The organism is Wujia sp., from assembly GCF_056872695.1.
Genome location: NZ_DBMFCD010000004.1, coordinates 133,265 through 151,953 on the forward strand (window position 1 = coordinate 133,265; position 18,689 = coordinate 151,953).

Below are 18,689 nucleotides of genomic sequence, written 5' to 3' on the forward strand. Positions count from 1 at the left end.
TCTTACAAATCTCCTTCCTTAAAATTCATCATCATCGAAATTACCGTCGAAATCATCGTCCAGATAATCATCATTCAAAGACTCTAATTCGTTATCTTCGTTAATTCCGCTGTATCCGTTCTCTCCAAGATCCTCATTGAAGTCATCCGGATCTTCGCCCATGAACTTCTTCACGTTCTCATTTCCGGTATCCATAGACTCACCAAGTTCTACTTCTTCTCCGTTCTCATCGAGAACTCCAACATCCAGACCAAGTGACTGGAATTCCTTAAGCAATACCTTGAAGGATTCTGGAATACCAGGAGCCGGGATATTATCTCCCTTGATGATTGCTTCATAAGTCTTCAGACGTCCTGTTACATCATCAGACTTCACAGTCAGGATCTCCTGCAATGTATGAGATGCACCGTAAGCCTCAAGAGCCCAAACCTCCATCTCACCAAAACGCTGTCCACCAAACTGCGCCTTACCACCAAGTGGCTGCTGTGTAACCATTCCGTAAGGACCTGTCGAACGTGCATGGATCTTATCATCAACCAGGTGATGCAGTTTCAGATAATGCATGAATCCGATTGTAACCGGTGAATCAAATTCTTCTCCGGTTCTACCATCACGTACCTTTACCTTACCTGTACGGTTGATTGGAACACCCTTCCACTCTTCACGGTGGTCTCGATGCTCATACAGATAATCCATAACCTCTTTCTCTGTATCATCCTTATACTTCTCATAGAATGTCTCCCAATCGGAGTTTGCATAATCATTTGCCATCTCCAGAGCATCCATGATATCATGCTCATTTGCGCCATCGAAGACTGGCGTAGATACGTTGAAGCCAAGTACCTTTGCAGCAAGGCTCAGGTGAATCTCAAGCACCTGTCCGATGTTCATACGGGAAGGTACGCCCAATGGGTTCAACACAATATCAAGCGGACGTCCGTTTGGCAGGAATGGCATATCCTCAACTGGAAGGATACGCGAGATAACACCCTTATTACCATGACGACCAGCCATCTTATCACCAACGGAGATTTTTCTCTTCTGTGCAATATATACACGAACAGACTTGTTAACTCCTGGTGGCAATTCATCACCATTTTCTCTCGTAAAGATCTTTGTATCCATAACAACACCGTAAGCACCATGTGGTACCTTCAGTGATGTATCTCTTGTCTCTTTTGCTTTCTCACCGAAGATTGCACGAAGCAGTCTCTCTTCAGCAGTTGCCTCAGTCTCTCCCTTTGGAGTTACCTTACCAACCAGGATATCACCGGCACGAACCTCAGCACCGATACGGATAACACCATTCTCGTCGAGATCCTTCAGGGCATTGTCACCATTTCCGGAAACTTCCTTTGTGATCTCTTCCGGTCCGAGCTTTGTATCTCTTGCCTCTGTCTCGTACTCTTCAATATGAACAGATGTATAAACATCTTCCTTTACCAGTCTTTCACTCAGAAGAACAGCATCCTCGTAGTTGTAACCTTCCCATGTCATGAAGCCGATCAATGGGTTCTTACCAAGCGCAATCTCACCATTTGATGTAGATGCACCATCTGCGATTACCATTCCCTTTGTTACGCGGTCGCCCTTCTTTACAATCGGGCGCTGATTCATACAGTTTCCCTGGTTGCTTCGTGCAAACTTGATTACATGGTATTCATCCAATGTACCATCATCACACTTGACAATGATTTTTTCACTAGATGACATTTCAACAACACCATCATGCTTTGCAACGATACATACGCCAGAGTCAACAGCTGCTTTACCTTCCATACCCGTTCCAACAACCGGAGCTTCTGTTCGAAGAAGTGGCACTGCCTGACGCTGCATGTTGGATCCCATGAGGGCACGGTTTGCATCATCGTTCTCCAGGAACGGAATCATGGATGTCGCAACTGAGAATACCATCTTAGGTGATACGTCCATCAAGTCTACATTCGCCTTCGGGAACTCAGATGTTTCTTCTCTGAAACGACCGGATACGTTGTTCTTCTTGAAGTGTCCATCCTCATCCAATGGCTCGTTTGCCTGTGCAACAATATAATTATCCTCTTCATCCGCTGTCAGATATACAACTTCATCTGTAACAACCGGATTGGCAGGATCTGATTTATCTAGTTTTCTGTATGGTGCTTCAACGAAACCATACTCATTGATTCTTGCATACGTAGCAAGAGAGTTGATCAAACCGATGTTCGGACCTTCAGGCGTCTCGATTGGACACATTCTACCATAATGTGTATAGTGTACATCTCGAACCTCGAATCCGGCACGATCTCTTGACAAGCCACCAGGTCCAAGGGCCGACAGACGTCTCTTATGTGTCAGCTCGGAAAGCGGATTGTTCTGATCCATGAACTGTGACAACTGGGAGCTTCCGAAGAACTCCTTGACTGCTGCTGTAACAGGCTTGATATTGATCAGAGACTGCGGGGTAACAGTATCCTTATCCTGTGTTGTCATTCTCTCACGAACCACTCTCTCCAAACGGGAAAGTCCGATTCTATACTGATTCTGGAGCAATTCACCAACTGCACGGATACGACGGTTACCTAAGTGGTCGATATCATCGTCGTTACCGATACCATACTCCAGATGAATGTTATAGTTAATAGAAGCAATAATATCTTCCTTTGTTATATGCTTTGGTACAAGCTCACTTACAGATGCTTCGATGGCAGCCTTTAACTCGTCCTCATCATCGTACTCCTGTAAGAGCTTCTCTAATACCGGATAATAAACCGCTTCATGTATGCCAACTTCCTTCGGATCAAAACCTACATATTCAGAAAGATCTACCATCATGTTTGACAGAACCTTTACATTCTTCTCCTCTGTCTGAATGTACACAAAAGGAACTGCTGCGTTCTGAATCGCAGTTGCATCCTCTCTTGTAAGAGTGGTGCCTGCTGCAAACAAAACTTCACCAGTACTTGGATCAACGACATCCTCTGCCAGAACATGTCCTGCGATACGATTCTTTAATGCAAGCTTCTTATTATACTTATAACGACCAACCTTTGCCAGATCATATCTTCTTGCATCGAAGAACATACCCATAAAGAGATTTGTCGCATTTTCCACTTCCTCCGGTTCACCTGGGCGAAGTCGCTTATAAAGCTCGATGACACCTGTCTCAAAACTGTTTGAAACATCCTTCTCCAAGCTCGCCATAATCTTTGGCTCCTCACCAAACAGATCAATGATCTCCTGATTGGTTCCAAATCCAAGTGCACGAATCAGAACTGTGATTGGTACCTTTCTATTTCTATCAACATGTACGTAAAATACATCATTGGAATCCGTCTCATACTCCAGCCATGCTCCACGGTTTGGAATTACAGTAGATGAGTACAAGGTCTTACCAAATTTATCGTGATCGATTGCATAGTAGATACCAGGAGAACGAACCAACTGGCTGACGATAACTCGCTCTGCACCATTGATCACGAATGTACCTGTCTCTGTCATAAGTGGAAGATCACCCATGAAGATATCATGCTGTGCAATTTCACCTGTCTCTTCGTTACGAAGATGCACATTGACCTTGATTGGAGCTGCATAAGTTGCATCACGTTCCTTGCATTCTTCGATAGAATACTTGATGTCTTCCTTACACAACTGATAATCAACCAGTTCCAAACTCAAATTGCCTGTGTAATCGACAATTGGAGAAATATCCTTAAACACTTCTCTCAAGCCTTCGTCAAGGAACCACTGATATGAATTTTTCTGTACTTCGATGAGGTTTGGCATGTCCAAAACTCTCTTCTCAGTTGAAAAACTCATTCGCATACCTCTTCCCGATTTCACAGGACGCATTCTGTACTTTTTCATCGACGCATTCACCCCTTGAATTTATTTGGTTTTTTCTTTACTATCCGAATTTATAGCACACATATCCATAGTAATGACATTTTACTATGTTAACATAGTTGGAAATTTGTGTCAACACACTTTTAGAAAAAAATTGTAGAAAAATAAAAAAGATTTTTTGTATCATTTCTTAGATAAAAAATCCGGCTTGGCATCTGCCAAACCGGACATTTTTTGTTTAAATCAAAATTACTTAAGAGTAACCTTAGCGCCTTCAGCCTCAAGCTTCTCCTTGATCTCGTTAGCCTCTTCCTTAGAAGCACCTTCCTTAAGAACCTTAGGAGCGCCATCAACAACATCCTTAGCTTCCTTAAGTCCAAGACCTGTACAGTCACGAACAACCTTGATAACCTTAACCTTGTTAGGACCTACTTCTGTAAGCTCTACATCGAAGGAATCCTTCTCCTCAGCTGCGCCAGCACCGTCTCCGCCTGCTGCTGCAACTACAACGCCTGCTGCTGCAGATACGCCGAACTCTTCCTCACATGCCTTTACAAGGTCATTTAACTCTAATACTGATAAACCTTTGATAACTTCAATAATTTCCTGAGTTGTCATAATAATAATCCTCCATTATAAATTTAAATTTGTTTTGTAATTTCCAATCTCAATGATTCCAATTAAGCTTCCTTGCTCTCAGCGATCTGCTTAATAACACGAGCAAAGTTTGTAATTGGTGACTGGATGCTTCCAAGGAACTTAGAGATAAGTTCGTCTCTGGAAGGAATTGTAGCGATTGTCTTAATGCCGTCTGTGTCGTAGTGAGTACCCTCAACAACACCGCTCTTAAGCTCAAGTGCTGGGTTTGCCTTAGCAAAATTAGCTGCCAATCTTGCAGGAGCTGTTGCATCTGTCTTAGAGATTACAACGGCTGTAGGTCCTTCGAGCTCGTCCTTTAATGACTCGAACTCTGTACCAGCGATAGCAATCTTTACCATGGTATTCTTGTATACCTTGTAAATGACATCTGCCTCTCTCATTGACTTACGAAGCTGTGTATCCTGCTCAACTGTAAGTCCACGGTAATCAACCAATACTACTGACTTTGCGTCCTTAATATTCTCTTTGATTTCCTCAACGACAGGCTGTTTTAACTCGATCTTAGCCAAAGTCTTGCACCTCCTTATAATATTAACGGAAACTGCACTTAAAAGAAAAACTCCCATACTGCAGTATGAGAGTTAAAATTCGTTCATCACGATTCTTCCTCGGTAGGCGTTTACCTGCTTATGCCTTTCGGCACCTACTGTCTACGGCAGTTCATCGTTTGATACTTTATCATGTAAACCTATGGTTGTCAATACCTATTTTTCAGTTTTATCGACAATTTTGAACAGTTTTCAATATTTTTATATATGCCAAAACTGATATCGTACCAAGATTTATTTGCCAATATTTTATTTATATACATTGCAGCATTTCTTTTAAGTGCTGTTTTTCTAAGCTTATGCCTTATGCACAATCAGCGTATCGTATCCGCGGTCGCGCAGTTCCCGCTGTGCGATGATTGCATCTTCGATTGTTTCATAATCCCCGACGCGCACCTGATACAATCCATCATCCTCATACACCATCGCATCATATCCTGCATTGATAAACCGGTTTGCCTGATATGATGCAGTACCGAATGTCCGGTAGATTCCAACCAGAATCTGGTAACCCATCGATGTCTGCGGTTCCTCTTCCGCAAATGCAGGAACCGTTCTCGAAATCCCGTAATACTCATTTACCACCTGTGTACCGGTATATACTTTATTTTTCCGGTTTTCATCTGCACTGGCACTCGTTGCAGTTCCCCGTTTTTCGTTCTGTATGGCAGTCTTTACCGCACCTTCCCGATTTCCAGTCTGCGACACTGCATAGCCCGCATCCCGGATTGTCTCGTCGATACCGCGTGCGATTGCCTCCGCTGTCTCCGAAAACTTTGTATCAAAGAGATTATTGTCCTCATCGCTGTTGATAAATCCGGCTTCCACCAAAATCGCCGGCATCTTCGTACGACGGAGCACCGCGAGATCTGGTCGTTCCACCACGTTAATGTTCCGGTAACCGACCTGTTCGAGTTCTTTGTTCACATTTTCCGCCATTACTGCCTTCAGTCCGGCATTATTATAGATTAACGTCTGTACACCATTATACTGGTTCGGTGACGGAGAAGAATTCCGGTGAATAGATACAAAGAAATCCGCCCCACTCTCATTTCCGATCCGTGCCTTCTGCACCGGGGAGTCATAGACATCATCCGTTCTCGTATAGATGACATCGTATCCCTGTGCCTCCAATATCTCACCGACCGCAAGTGCCAGTGCCAGCGTATCATCCTTCTCTCTTCTTCCATTATACGTAGCGCCGGCATCATATCCACCATGTCCGGCGTCAATCACGATTTTTACTGCCATAAAAAAGCCTCGCAAACATACACCTTCTGTATAGTTTATGCGAGACTTTTTATTTGTTGAAGAAATCAGCCTGCGCCCTTGCCGGATGTGCAGATATTTCTTATCTATGGTGTTTATATAATTCCACAGTCATTAATGCTCCATCTTCCAGAATGCTGCAGAATATGGAGGAAGTTCAGAGCCGCCTCCGAAATCATGCGGCTGTCCGGTAATCAGATCCTGTGCCATTCCACATCCGGCATCAAAATGCGCCGTATATGGCTGGTCACTTGCATTGATTGCCACAAGCACGCGTTCATGCTCGGATTTTCTTTCGAAGATGCACTGATGATTCGTGAGTACAACCGAACGGAAACCACCGTAATTCAATGCCTCGCTATGCTTCTTTGCCTCTGCCAGCTTACTGATCCAGTCTGTCAGTTCGTTCCATTCCGGCTTCTCATAGCTGAGACGCAAAGACGGATCTCCCTCTTCTTTTCTGCCTTCTGCCCCCCACTCGCTTCCATAGTATACACAAGGGATACCCGGCATGCCGAATGCAAGTGCATAAATAAGCGGCAGATGATTCTTGTTATTCAGGATGCTTGCCACTCTTGTCACATCGTGATTATCCACGAAAGACAGGAAATGTTTTCCTTTATAGCGAGTCCATTCTTCCGGTCCAAACTGCTGCAGCAGACTATGAATGATCTCAAACATGTTCATGCAGTTGAAGCTTGAATAAAGTCCCTTATAGCACATATAGTTTGTCGCGCTATGCAGCATGCCATCGTTTACGAATACATTGTAATCACCGTGCAGCAATTCTCCTAACAAGAAGAAATCCTGTTTCAAGCCGTCACAGTGTGTGCGCAGTCTGCGAATGAAATCATGATCTAGGCAATATGCCACGTCCAGCCGGAGTCCGTCGATATCGAACTCATCGATCCATCCCTTCACACAGGATAAAATGTGCTGGATTACTTCTTCGTTGCGAAGGTTTAATTTGACAAGGTCGAAGTTTCCTTCCCATCCCTCATACCAGAGTCCGTCGTTATAATTGGAATTGCCGTCAAAGCTGATATGGAACCAATCCTTGTATGGGGAATCCCAGCGGTTTTTAAGCACATCCTGAAATGCCCAGAAGCCTCGTCCCACATGATTGAATACTCCATCTAAGACAACCTTGATTCCTGCTGCATGCAGCTTGTCGACAACCTCCTTGAAATCTTCATTCGTGCCAAGACGGCAGTCAATCTTCGTATAATCCCTCGTATTGTAGCCGTGTGTATCACTCTCGAACACCGGCGAGAAATATATTGCGTTGGCGCCAAGCTTTTGAATGTGAGGAATCCAGTCCTCTACCTTCTTGATTCGTGACACAAGTTTCCCATCGTTTTCAAATGGTGCGCCACAAAAGCCAAGCGGATAAATCTGATAAAATACACTTTCGTTTGCCCACATAGTTTTGTCTCCTTTCATACATGCCGTGATATACATGCGTAAGTATATGCGTCTCTCCAAATCACATATAATTTCACATAGTCTGTCGCATATAAATGTATTGAACCTAAGAAGTTCTAAATGCTCTGATTCACATATTAACACCGCACGAAACCGTCGCCAATTCGCCATCCATGGCTCAGTGGCGACTTGATTGAACATCGTGTTCAATCATTTCTAAATACTCCTTCAAGCATTAAGAACTTCTAAGATTCAAACATATCTATATGCTTACAGACCATCTTGAAATTATATGTGATTCATCTACATTCTATATACTTACGCATGTATATCCTGCACGTTTTGCCTTATTTATTTTACCATTTTTTTTTAGTCTGAACAACCTTTTAGGAGCAATATGTCAAATACAATAATTATACTCCAATATCGACACTGAGCAGCTATGCGCGCAATCTGATACTCAGACAGAATTGTTGCATACAATACCTTTCCCACGTAATTAGACAAAAACACCGCCAATACGGGATTGCTCCCATACTGACGGTATCATTATATTATATATGTCTCTCCGGCATCGTTTTACTTTCTGCCTAGCAACTGGCTTATGCTATATGCATTCAATATCTCAAGTTACTATCCCGCACACATTACGCTTACTTCTTGATATACAACGCATTGCCATCATAATCAAGTGTGATCGTATCGCCCGCACGAAGCTCATTTGACAAGATGCTCTTCGCAACCAGTGTCTCCACATTCTTCTGCAGATAACGCTTGAGTGGCCGCGCCCCATAATGCGGATCGTAACCGGCTTCGATAACATGATCCATCGCTGCATCGGTGAGTTTCAGTGTCAGTTCCTTATCTGCAATCCGCTTATTAAGATCTGTAAGCAGCAGATTGACAATACCACTGATAGACGCCTTGTCAAGTGGCTTGAACATGATAATCTCATCCAGACGGTTCAAAAACTCCGGGCGGAAATGATTCTTCAAGCCTGCCATAACCTGTGCCGACGCCTCCGGTTTGATCTCGCCATTCTCATCGATACCTTCAAGCAGATACTCAGAGCCAATGTTTGATGTCATGATCAGGATCGTATTCTTGAAATCGACCGTCTTACCCTTCGAGTCTGTGATACGTCCATCATCAAGTACCTGCAGCAGTACATTGAATACATCCGGGTGTGCCTTTTCTACCTCATCAAAGAGGACAACGGAATACGGCTTCCGTCTGACTGCTTCTGTAAGCTGTCCACCTTCATCGTATCCGACATATCCCGGAGGCGCTCCAATCAGACGTGCCACACTGTGCTTCTCCATGTATTCACTCATATCGATACGCACCATGTTTGCTTCATTATCAAACAGCGCAGCAGCAAGTGACTTCGCAAGTTCTGTCTTACCTACACCGGTCGGTCCAAGGAACAGGAACGATCCAATCGGTTTTGTCGGATCCTTGATGCCTGCCTTAGAACGGATGATGGAATCACTGACCAGACGGACTGCTTCATCCTGTCCGACGACACGCTTATGCAGTTCATCCCCCAGATGCAAGGTCTTGTTACGCTCACTCTCGGTCAGCTTTGCAACCGGAATTCCTGTCCATTTTGCAACAATCTTCGCAATCTCTTCCTCTGTGACACACTCATGTACCAGACTTCTGTCCTTCTCACTGACCTGTGCCTCCAGATGCTCCAACTCCTGCTTGATCTGCGGCAGTTTACCATATTGCAGCTCTGCTGCCTTCTCCAGATTGTATTCCCGCTGTGCGACCTGAATCTGGTTATTCACATCTTCTAACTCTTCCCGAAGCTTCCGTACACGTTCAACATCCTGCTTCTCGTGCTCCCACGTTGCCTTCATCTGCTTGGATTGTTCACGCAGATCCTCCAGTTCTTTCCGAAGTACCTGCAGACGATCCTGACTCAGATGATCGGTTTCATTTTTAAGAGCGGCTTCCTCAATCTCCCTCTGCATGATCTTTCTGGATATCTCATCCAATTCAGCAGGCATGGAATCAAGCTCCGTCTTAATCATCGCACACGCTTCATCAACCAGGTCAATTGCCTTATCCGGCAGGAAACGATCGGTGATATAACGGTTCGAAAGTGTTGCGGCACTAACCAATGCGCCATCACTGATCTTGACACCGTGGAACACTTCATACCGGTTCTTGATACCACGCAGGATGGAAATTGTATCTTCCACAGTCGGTTCGTTCACCATAACCGGCTGGAAACGACGCTCCAATGCCGCATCCTTCTCGATGTATTTCCGGTATTCATCCAGTGTTGTCGCGCCGATACAATGCAGTTCGCCTCGTGCAAGCATAGGCTTCAACATATTACCCGCATCCATAGAGCCCTCGGTCTTACCGGCTCCGACGATTGTATGAATCTCATCGATAAACAAGATCAAATGACCTTCGGAATTCTTCACTTCATCAAGAACAGCTTTCAAACGTTCCTCAAACTCACCACGATACTTGGCACCTGCTAACAGCGCGCCCATATCCAAAGCGAAAATATCTTTATCTTTGAGCGAATCCGGGACATCACCACGTACGATACGCTGTGCCAGTCCTTCGATAGCGGCAGTCTTACCTACACCGGGCTCACCGATTAAGACCGGGTTGTTCTTCGTCTTACGGGACAGGATTCGGATAATATTCCGGATCTCGTTGTCACGTCCGATTACCGGATCGAGCTTCTGCTCTCTGGCACGTTGTACCAGATTGTATCCGTATTTGTTCAGTGCATCGTAAGTGTCTTCCGGATTGTCACTCTCCACCTTCCGGTTACCACGGATATTTGCCAGCACTTCAAGGAATTTACCTCTTGTGATACCATACGCATTTATCACTCGCTTGATATCCTTATCTGCCTTCTCAAGCAGGCCCAAGAAAATGTGCTCGACAGAAATGTAGTCATCACCCATCTGTTTTGCTTCTTTTTCTGCCTGAATCAATGCCTTGGAAAATTCCGGACCTGTAAACAGCTGTCCGCCCGATACCTTCGGACGGTTTGCAACCAGCTTCTCACATTCGCCGGTAAACGCATCCATATTGATTCCCATATTCGTAAGCAGCTTCGCAACAAGGCTATCCTCTATCGTTACGAGTGCATACATCAGATGCGCCTGTGTCAGTTCCTGATTGTTATACTCATATGCAAGCTTCTCACAACTCTCTATTACTTCCAATGATTTCTTTGTAAACTTTTCAGCATCCATACTTCTCAACTCCCTTCCGGATCTGTATCTCTTTTTCTGTTCTATTTGAAGTATAACACATATAGCAAATTAGTCAACAAGAAATACTATCCAATATTTTAATCGGTTTCCTTCCTGTTATTCGTCAAATTGCACAACCTGAATTGTGAACATTGTATAACACTATCTCGTTTGCCGGATGACGTGTGTGAATCATCCTATAAATATACGAACGCACACAATTCTATATAACATGTTTTGCACGAAAAAGGACCGTACCCCGCAAGTACGATCCTTTTTATCCTTCTATGACTAAAGAAAGAAACTAATGCATGTACAGCAATGCTCTCCACATCAGTTTCAAACATCATTAAGTCTGCATAGTTTATTACTACATCGTAACGAAGATAAACTTACATACGAACAATGCAGCGATAACTGTAATCACAATATCCTTCTTCTTGAAGTTACCTGTGAACAGTGCAATTACAACATAAGCGATTGCTCCGATACCGATACCATTTGAGATAGAGTAGGTTAAAGGCATCATGATCAATGCAAGGAAAGCTGGAACTGCAGAAAGCATATCGTCCATATCTACCTTTGCAAAGTTTCTGGCCATAAGAACACCTACATAGATCAGAGCCGGTGCAGTTGCACAGCTTGGAATCACACTTGCAAGCGGGCTTAAGAACAGGCAGAACGCAAAGCAGATTGCTGTAACAATACTTGTAAATCCTGTTCTACCACCGGCACCAACACCGGATGCAGACTCTACGAATGTTGTACATGTAGATGTACCAAGAAGTGCACCGGATACTGTACCGATTGAGTCACAGAGCATACACTCATTCATGCTGATCGGATCGCCATTCTCATCCATCATGTTTGCAGATGCGGCTGTACCATAGATGGTTCCGATCGTATCGAACATATCTACCAGACAGAATGCTACGATCAGCATAATTCCGGAGAATACACCGCCGACATACGAACTGTTAAATGCGGCATCCCATGCGTCACCATTAAATACGCCCAAGAAACCTACATTTGCAAAATCCTTGAAGGACTGAGAAATATTGCTCATATCAAAAGAAGGTACTTCCCACATAAACAGGTAATAAAGTACTGCTGATGCAAGGATTCCAATAATCACGTTTGACTTAATGCCCTTCTTCGCAAGGATTGCAATGATAAGCACACCAAGCAAAGCTACGACAACCGGTACAATCTGATGCCATACATCCAGTCCTGTTACCATCACGCCGTCAACCTCTGTACCGATCTGCTTGATTCTGCCATGAAAATCGTAGAACTGTACAAATGTGTACTGGTTATCTTCGATAATACCTGCATTCTTGAAACCGATCATTGCGATGAACAAACCGATACCTGCAGGAATTGCCTTCTTCAGGCACTCCGGCATAGATACCGCAATGTACTTACGAAGTCCGGTTACAGAAAGAAGCAGGAATACAATACCTGACAAAAATACGATAACAAGACCTGCCTGATAACCTGTCTTAACATCTTCGCCAGCGAAGAAAGATCCTGCTACGAAGATTGTACAGAAGAAGGAATTGAGTCCCATTCCACATGCCTGTGCAAACGGCATATCTGCGACAAATGCCATCAACAACGTACCGATGATTGCTACGATGATAGATGCGATGTATACAGAATTCCAAATCTGTCCCATCATTCCCGGATCCGCTCCTAATCCGACAAGCCATCCATTTGCGCCCTCTGCTGCAACTTGGTTCGGGTTTACAAAGATAATGTAAGCCATCGCGAAGAAGGTTGTAATACCTGCGAAGATCTCAGTCTTAAGCGTTGATCCTCTTTCTTTGATCTTAAAAAACTTTTCCACTTTTTAAGTCTCCTCTCTTGTTTTTATTAATCACCGATCTTCATGCGCGGAATGAAGATACGGGATATTTTCTTTTTATCGTCCTCTTTCAAGGATCCCATCGCCTGCTTGCAGAAATAATTCTGCGCTTCAAGCTTTTCGCGCCCCCTCAGATCCTGCTTTGCATATGAACCATCCGGCTGTAAAATGTATGCTTTCAATGTATCAGAAAGCTGAATCTCCAAAATTTCAATGACACGTTTCTTTAAATCCTCATCCTCAACCGGGAATGTGATTTCCACGCGTTTGTCAAGATTTCTAGGCATCCAGTCGGCACTGCCCATATATACATCCTCGAATCCATCATTATAGAAATAGAAGATTCTCGCATGCTCCAAGAAGTTACCTACAATCGAACGAACCGTGATATTCTCTGAAAGTCCCGGGATACCCGTCTTCAGACAGCAGATACCACGCACGATCAGTTCAATCTTTACCCCTGCATTGCTAGCCTCATACAATGCACGGATGATCACCGGATCACACAGGGAATTCATCTTGGCGATGATTCTGGCATTCTTGCCCATACGTGCATTCTCTGCTTCCCGCTCAATCAATGCCAGGAAACGATCCTTCATCCAGATTGGTGCCACAAGCAGCTTGTTCCATGCCGGTGGTTCGGAATAACCCGACAACATATTGAAGACTGCGGTTGCATCCTCCCCAATCGCATCCGATGCAGTCAACATGCCCATATCTGTATATAACTTTGCTGTAACATCATTATAGTTACCGGTTCCAAGATGTACATACCGCTTGATGCCATCTTCTTCCCGTCTGACAACGAGCGCAATTTTGGAATGCGTCTTTAATCCTACCAGACCATAGATAACATGGCAACCCGCTTTTTCCAGTTTCTTTGCCCAATTTATATTATTTTCTTCATCAAACCGGGCTTTTAGCTCAACTAATACCGTTACCTGCTTGCCATTTTCCGCCGCGAGTGCAAGAGCTGCAATAATCGGGGAATTGCCGCTGACACGATAGAGCGTCTGCTTGATTGCAAGCACATCTGGGTCAATCGCTGCCTGCTTGATGAATTCGATCACCGGTGTAAACTCATCATACGGATGATGTAACAGAATATCCTTCTTCTTGATCTGGTCGAAGATATTCGCATCAAGATCCAAGCCCTTGACCGGCTGCGGAATGTATTTCTTATTCTTCAAATGATCAAAGCCATCGAGTCCACGTACCTTTCCAAGGAACGTAAGATCAAGTGGTCCATTTACCGAATAGACATAATCACTGTTGACATTCAACTGCTTCTTCAGCTCCTTCAACAGGCGCTTATCCATCTCTGCCTCCACATCAAGACGGATGACTTCTCCCCACGCACGCTTCTTGATCTGCTTTTCAATCTCCTTCAGCAGATCGGAAGCATCGTCCTCGTCGATTGCGAGATCTGCATTTCGCATAATTCTGTATGGATGTGCACAGATAATCTCATAATTCAGGAAGAGTTGATTTAAATTCTTCTCGATGATCTGTTCGAGTAAAATAATCTCTCTGCATCCGCCCTCGCCCGGAATCTCAACCACACGGGGCAATACCGATGGCACCTGAACCGTTGCAATATCAATCACATCCTTCTTCTTATCACGGATCAACGCACCGATATTCAAGGTCTTGTTGCTGATCAGAGGGAACGGTCTCGAAGAATCAACTGCCATCGGGGTAAGCACCGGATAGACTTCCTTCTCGAAGTATTTATCTACGAACCGGCTCTGTTTCTCGTTTAAGTCTTCGTAATTCTTGACCAGCTTCAGTCCATTCTCTTCCATCGCCGGAAGAATCTGACGATTCAGTGTACTGTACTGGCTCGCAATCATGTTTTTCGTCTCCGGTATGATCTGGTCAAGCTGTCCCTGCGGTGTCAGTCCCGCAATGTCCTTCTTCTTCACTTCTGCATGTACGAGATCGATCAGAGATGCCACACGCACCATGAAGAACTCTGACAGGTTTGATTCTGTAATACTCAGGAAATTCAGACGCTCAAACAGCGGGATTGACTTATCCTTCGCCTCATTTAAGATTCTGTAATTGAACTGAAGCCAGCTCATTTCCCGGTTATAATAATTTTCCGGTTTTTCCAATAATTTTTTGTCCATGTCTTACACACTCCTTTTCACCCGAAGTACCGGTCTGATACCATAGATCTGCTCGAAGAAATCCGCACGTGCCTCGAAAAGTCCCGCCTCCAGCGAGATATCTTCGTACGTCTTTGCCAGAATGATCAGCTTATCTTCTTTCATTGTCACCGAAATATCCTCAATCTTCTGCATGTGGCTCTTGTCAAGGATATTTGCAATTCGAAGGATTGCTGCCAGCTTCGCTATCACGATATAATCACAGCCATCGAGCTCTGCTGATATCTTATCCTTGGACGGAAGGTACAGAGGGTTATACCTCACCACGTTTGCGACCTCCATCCGTTCCTTATGTGACAATCCAAGAATCTCGGTATTGGCAACTATATAATAAGAGTTCTTTGCTCCATCATGCAGATTGATGAAATTTCCACATTCGTGCAAAAGTGCAGCAATCTGAAGCTGTAGCCGCTGCATCTTATCGAGTCCAAACGACTTCCGGATCACATCAAATATTTTCAGTGCAAAATATGCGGTCTGATTCACGTGATTCCAATTGCAGCGATACCGTTTTGCAATATTATTCGCCGTTGCCACGATATCCTCTTCAAAGTTATGATTGAATACAACCCGGCTTCCTTCGTCCATGTAATTTGCCACGATGCACTCACAGAAATCCACATCCGGCACATACATTTCCTCCGCCTTACAGTTGTTCAGGAAAGACTGGTAGATTGTAATGTTCGGTAGCATCAATGTCGCACGTTCATATGGAATACCATATTTCTCCGCAAGCTCCTGTGCCGGCATACTGATCACACGCTTGTACATCGCATCGAACTGCGCCCGTGTAATCACATCCTTAATGGAAAGCTCCGGCACAATCTTCTTCAAGGAGCTTACAACTTCCCCCACCGCAATAATATTCTTGATTTCTTTATCCTTCAGATAAATATTCCGGAAGGATACGATATCGTTATCCACATAATCTGCCATGATTTCATCGAGCCGGCCGGATTTGTGTCCGATGAGAGCCAGATAATCGCGGACACGCACGGCACCGATCTGGATATTCTCTGTAACAACCAGATTATTCTTGTCAAACAGGGAAATCTGCACGCTTCCGGCACCGACATCCACAAATGCAGTGTTCTTGCTTACAACCTGGTGAAAATCCTCGTATTTTGCAACCAGCCCCTTGAAGCTGATATATCGCTGTTCGGAGTTACTCAGTACCTGCACCCGGATACCGGTTGTATGTTTAATCACATCGAGCACCAGATCCATATTCTTCGCCTCACGCACAGCGCTCGTTGCATAGGCCCGGTACTCCGTGATTTTATATTCATCCATCTTATTCTTTAACCCGTTAAGTTCTTCACAGATCATCCGGATAGATTCCTGACTCAGTTTTCCTTCGCGATAGGTGTCCCGCCCTAGTTCCAGTATCCGGCTGACACTGTCGATCTGTCGAAATGATTTTCTGCCATTTACCTGAAAGATCTTCATGGATATCTCGCTGCTTCCCACGTAGATGGCGGCAAACATTTTGTATGCCATAGTTTTTACCTCCCTATTTCATCCGCAGATAATTATCCGACATTTCCTGTATGTCTCATGCAGAACACTGCTATTATCCATACGCAGACGCGCTCTCGCTCACTTCCGCACATAGCAGACACTAAGCTCCTAACACATCATTCTGCGAATGAATGCGTTACTCGCTAAGTGCTGATGTGCTCCAATGGTCTGCGTTAGGATAAATACCAGTGTCCCGCATGATTTCTACACATCGATTGTATCGGATAATTATCTGCTCATTTATATACTTCCGGTTACAATGCAAATGGCATACGCATGTCATTTGCCGCTCCCTTGAATAGTTTTCAATATTTCATTCTTCCTTATGATTTAATGCTTCCAGTAGTTCGATGATGGTCTTGTGGTAGCCCGGATGGTAGGCATATGGTGCGATTTCGGCAAGTGGTTCAAGCACGAACGCACGCTTTGCCATCTCCACATGCGGCACCTTCAGATTCTCTTCCATGATCATCTCCCGATCGTAGAGCAGGATATCAATATCTAAGGTTCTTGGTCCCCAGTGGATCAGGCGTTTTCTGCCGGCGCCCTGTTCAATATCGTTGATAACAGCCAGCAGATCCTGAGGAGCGTAGATTGTCTCAATCTCCAGACATCCATTTAAGAAATCATCCTGTTCCACATCGCCATATGGTTCTGTTATTATATAGGAAGAAACCTTTGTCACCTGAATATACTCATCTTTGTTCAGCTGATCGACCGCATAGTCAAGGTATGCCTCCTTGTCTCCGAGATTGGAACCGATACCCAGATATGCAATATGTCTGCCTCTTGTAATATCCACACAGACCGTATCAAACTCCATCGGGATAGGAGCACTCGGCTTACTTACAATCACATGAACCATTTTTATCTGCGGATAGGCAAGCAAAATCGCATCCGCAACATTCTCTGCTGCTGCCTCAATCAGATCGTAGCTTTCCTCCTGCATCGTCCGCCGGATCAGTTCACACACCTCTGCATAATTGACCGTTTTATCCAGATCATCCGTCATGCCTGCCGCATGCAGATCCACATCCATGGATACAGTTACATAGAAATTCTGTCCATTTCTTTTTTCTTCCGCAAGGACACCATGATATGCAAATATCTCTAAATCTTTAATCCATATTTTATCCATATAGTTTCTATCCTTTTCTGTCTTATATCCTCAATTAATGCCATGACATCATTATCACGCATTCTTGTCTCTACACTTTCGAGAGCATTCCATTACGTGGCTGTCTATATATACAGGCGCATTTTCTCCACGTTTTCAAGAGCATTCCATTACGCCTTAAGCATCGCATCTGTCATTGCAAGTGCACGTACATTTTTCTTCACATCATGTACGCGGAAGAAGCTGCACCCCTTCACAAGTCCCAAAACTGAAGTTGCCATCGTACCTTCTTCCCGCTCATCAACCGGCAGATTCAATGTATTACCAATCATAGATTTCCGGGAGGTTCCAAGCAGTACCGGATAGCCAAGTGCAACCAGCTCCTCCAGATGGTTCATAAACTTTAAGTTCTCTTCCGTAGTCTTTGCGAATCCAATGCCCGGATCTAAGATGATCTTATCGTCAGCAAGTCCTGACGCGTGCGCAATCTGTACGCACTCCTTCATATCTGCGATCACATCCGCAATAAAATCATTGTATACCGCTTCCTTCCGGTTGTGCATCAGGCAGACCGGAATCTGGTATTTCGCGCAGAGCGGTGCCATCTCATCGTCCCATTTAAATCCCCATATATCGTTGATCAGATCGGCACCAGCCAGAATTCCCGCCTGGGCCACCTGATATTTGTACGTGTCTAACGAAACCGGAATTTCAAACCGCTCCTTGATTGCCTCAATCACGAAGCAGGTACGCTCGATTTCTTCCGCAACCGAGATCTTCACATGTCCCGGCCGGGTGGATTCTCCTCCGACATCAATAATATCTGCACCATCCCTGATCATTTCTTCTGTATGCTTCAAAGCCGCATCCAGATCCCCGTATCTTCCGCCATCCGAGAAGGAATCCGGTGTTACATTCAGGATTCCCATCACATAAGGGCGCTTCCCGATCTCAAAGCTGCGGTTTCCGATTGTTATTACCTGATTTTTCATAATTTGTTCGTCCTCATCTCTATACTTATCCATAATTATTGTTATTTTAACATTTTTACCATGA

Annotated in this window: 11 protein-coding genes and 1 other annotated feature; all 11 genes read right to left on the reverse strand. The window is 44.4% G+C overall.

Going from position 1 to position 18,689, the window contains the following annotated elements; all coding sequences use genetic code 11:
• Positions 1–18: 18 nt before the first annotated feature.
• Positions 19–3,843: a DNA-directed RNA polymerase subunit beta gene (gene rpoB / locus ACZQK9_RS05725; protein ID WP_178018388.1), complete on the reverse strand. Its 3,825-nt coding sequence runs from the start codon at positions 3,841–3,843 to the stop codon at positions 19–21.
• A 228-nt stretch (positions 3,844–4,071) separates the two neighbouring features.
• Positions 4,072–4,440: a 50S ribosomal protein L7/L12 gene (gene rplL, locus ACZQK9_RS05730; RefSeq protein WP_177982249.1), complete on the reverse strand. Its 369-nt coding sequence runs from the start codon at positions 4,438–4,440 to the stop codon at positions 4,072–4,074.
• A 62-nt stretch (positions 4,441–4,502) separates the two neighbouring features.
• Positions 4,503–4,991, reverse strand: a complete 489-nt coding sequence (rplJ, locus tag ACZQK9_RS05735; protein WP_178018389.1) for a 50S ribosomal protein L10 — start codon at positions 4,989–4,991, stop codon at positions 4,503–4,505.
• 34 nt (positions 4,992–5,025) lie between these two features.
• Positions 5,026–5,156 (reverse strand) — a sequence feature (ribosomal protein L10 leader region).
• 171 nt (positions 5,157–5,327) lie between these two features.
• Positions 5,328–6,281, reverse strand: coding sequence for an N-acetylmuramoyl-L-alanine amidase (locus ACZQK9_RS05740; protein ID WP_483269935.1), 954 nt, complete (start codon positions 6,279–6,281; stop codon positions 5,328–5,330).
• A 132-nt stretch (positions 6,282–6,413) separates the two neighbouring features.
• The gene (locus tag ACZQK9_RS05745) at positions 6,414–7,724 is read right to left on the reverse strand and encodes an alpha-amylase family glycosyl hydrolase (RefSeq protein ID WP_178018391.1); all 1,311 of its coding nucleotides are present in this window, start codon (positions 7,722–7,724) and stop codon (positions 6,414–6,416) included.
• A gap of 653 nt (positions 7,725–8,377) precedes the next feature.
• The gene (gene clpB / locus ACZQK9_RS05750) at positions 8,378–10,957 is read right to left on the reverse strand and encodes an ATP-dependent chaperone ClpB (RefSeq protein WP_483269936.1); all 2,580 of its coding nucleotides are present in this window, start codon (positions 10,955–10,957) and stop codon (positions 8,378–8,380) included.
• Positions 10,958–11,327: 370 nt separating this feature from the next.
• Positions 11,328–12,806, reverse strand: coding sequence for an NCS2 family permease (locus ACZQK9_RS05755; protein WP_216505981.1), 1,479 nt, complete (start codon positions 12,804–12,806; stop codon positions 11,328–11,330).
• 26 nt (positions 12,807–12,832) lie between these two features.
• A complete protein-coding gene (locus ACZQK9_RS05760) occupies positions 12,833–14,956 on the reverse strand; it encodes an RNA degradosome polyphosphate kinase (RefSeq protein WP_483269937.1) in 2,124 nt (707 codons plus the stop codon).
• A 3-nt stretch (positions 14,957–14,959) separates the two neighbouring features.
• Positions 14,960–16,495, reverse strand: coding sequence for a Ppx/GppA phosphatase family protein (locus tag ACZQK9_RS05765; RefSeq protein ID WP_483269938.1), 1,536 nt, complete (start codon positions 16,493–16,495; stop codon positions 14,960–14,962).
• A gap of 334 nt (positions 16,496–16,829) precedes the next feature.
• Positions 16,830–17,654, reverse strand: coding sequence for a 2-amino-4-hydroxy-6-hydroxymethyldihydropteridine diphosphokinase (gene folK / locus ACZQK9_RS05770; RefSeq protein ID WP_483269939.1), 825 nt, complete (start codon positions 17,652–17,654; stop codon positions 16,830–16,832).
• Between the two features lie 149 nt (positions 17,655–17,803).
• Positions 17,804–18,610, reverse strand: coding sequence for a dihydropteroate synthase (gene folP, locus ACZQK9_RS05775; protein ID WP_483269985.1), 807 nt, complete (start codon positions 18,608–18,610; stop codon positions 17,804–17,806).
• Positions 18,611–18,689 lie beyond the last annotated feature (79 nt).

What these genes read in the sequence shown, in the direction of transcription:
- rpoB (WP_178018388.1), bottom strand. Translation starts at nt 3,843, where the DNA reads ATGAAAAAGTACAGAATGCGTCCTGTGAAATCGGGAAGAGGTATGCGA.
- rplL (WP_177982249.1), bottom strand. Translation starts at nt 4,440, where the DNA reads ATGACAACTCAGGAAATTATTGAAGTTATCAAAGGTTTATCAGTATTA.
- ACZQK9_RS05740 (WP_483269935.1), bottom strand. Translation starts at nt 6,281, where the DNA reads ATGGCAGTAAAAATCGTGATTGACGCCGGACATGGTGGATATGATGCC.
- ACZQK9_RS05745 (WP_178018391.1), bottom strand. Translation starts at nt 7,724, where the DNA reads ATGTGGGCAAACGAAAGTGTATTTTATCAGATTTATCCGCTTGGCTTT.
- clpB (WP_483269936.1), bottom strand. Translation starts at nt 10,957, where the DNA reads ATGGATGCTGAAAAGTTTACAAAGAAATCATTGGAAGTAATAGAGAGT.
- ACZQK9_RS05760 (WP_483269937.1), bottom strand. Translation starts at nt 14,956, where the DNA reads ATGGACAAAAAATTATTGGAAAAACCGGAAAATTATTATAACCGGGAA.
- ACZQK9_RS05765 (WP_483269938.1), bottom strand. Translation starts at nt 16,495, where the DNA reads ATGGCATACAAAATGTTTGCCGCCATCTACGTGGGAAGCAGCGAGATA.
- folK (WP_483269939.1), bottom strand. Translation starts at nt 17,654, where the DNA reads ATGGATAAAATATGGATTAAAGATTTAGAGATATTTGCATATCATGGT.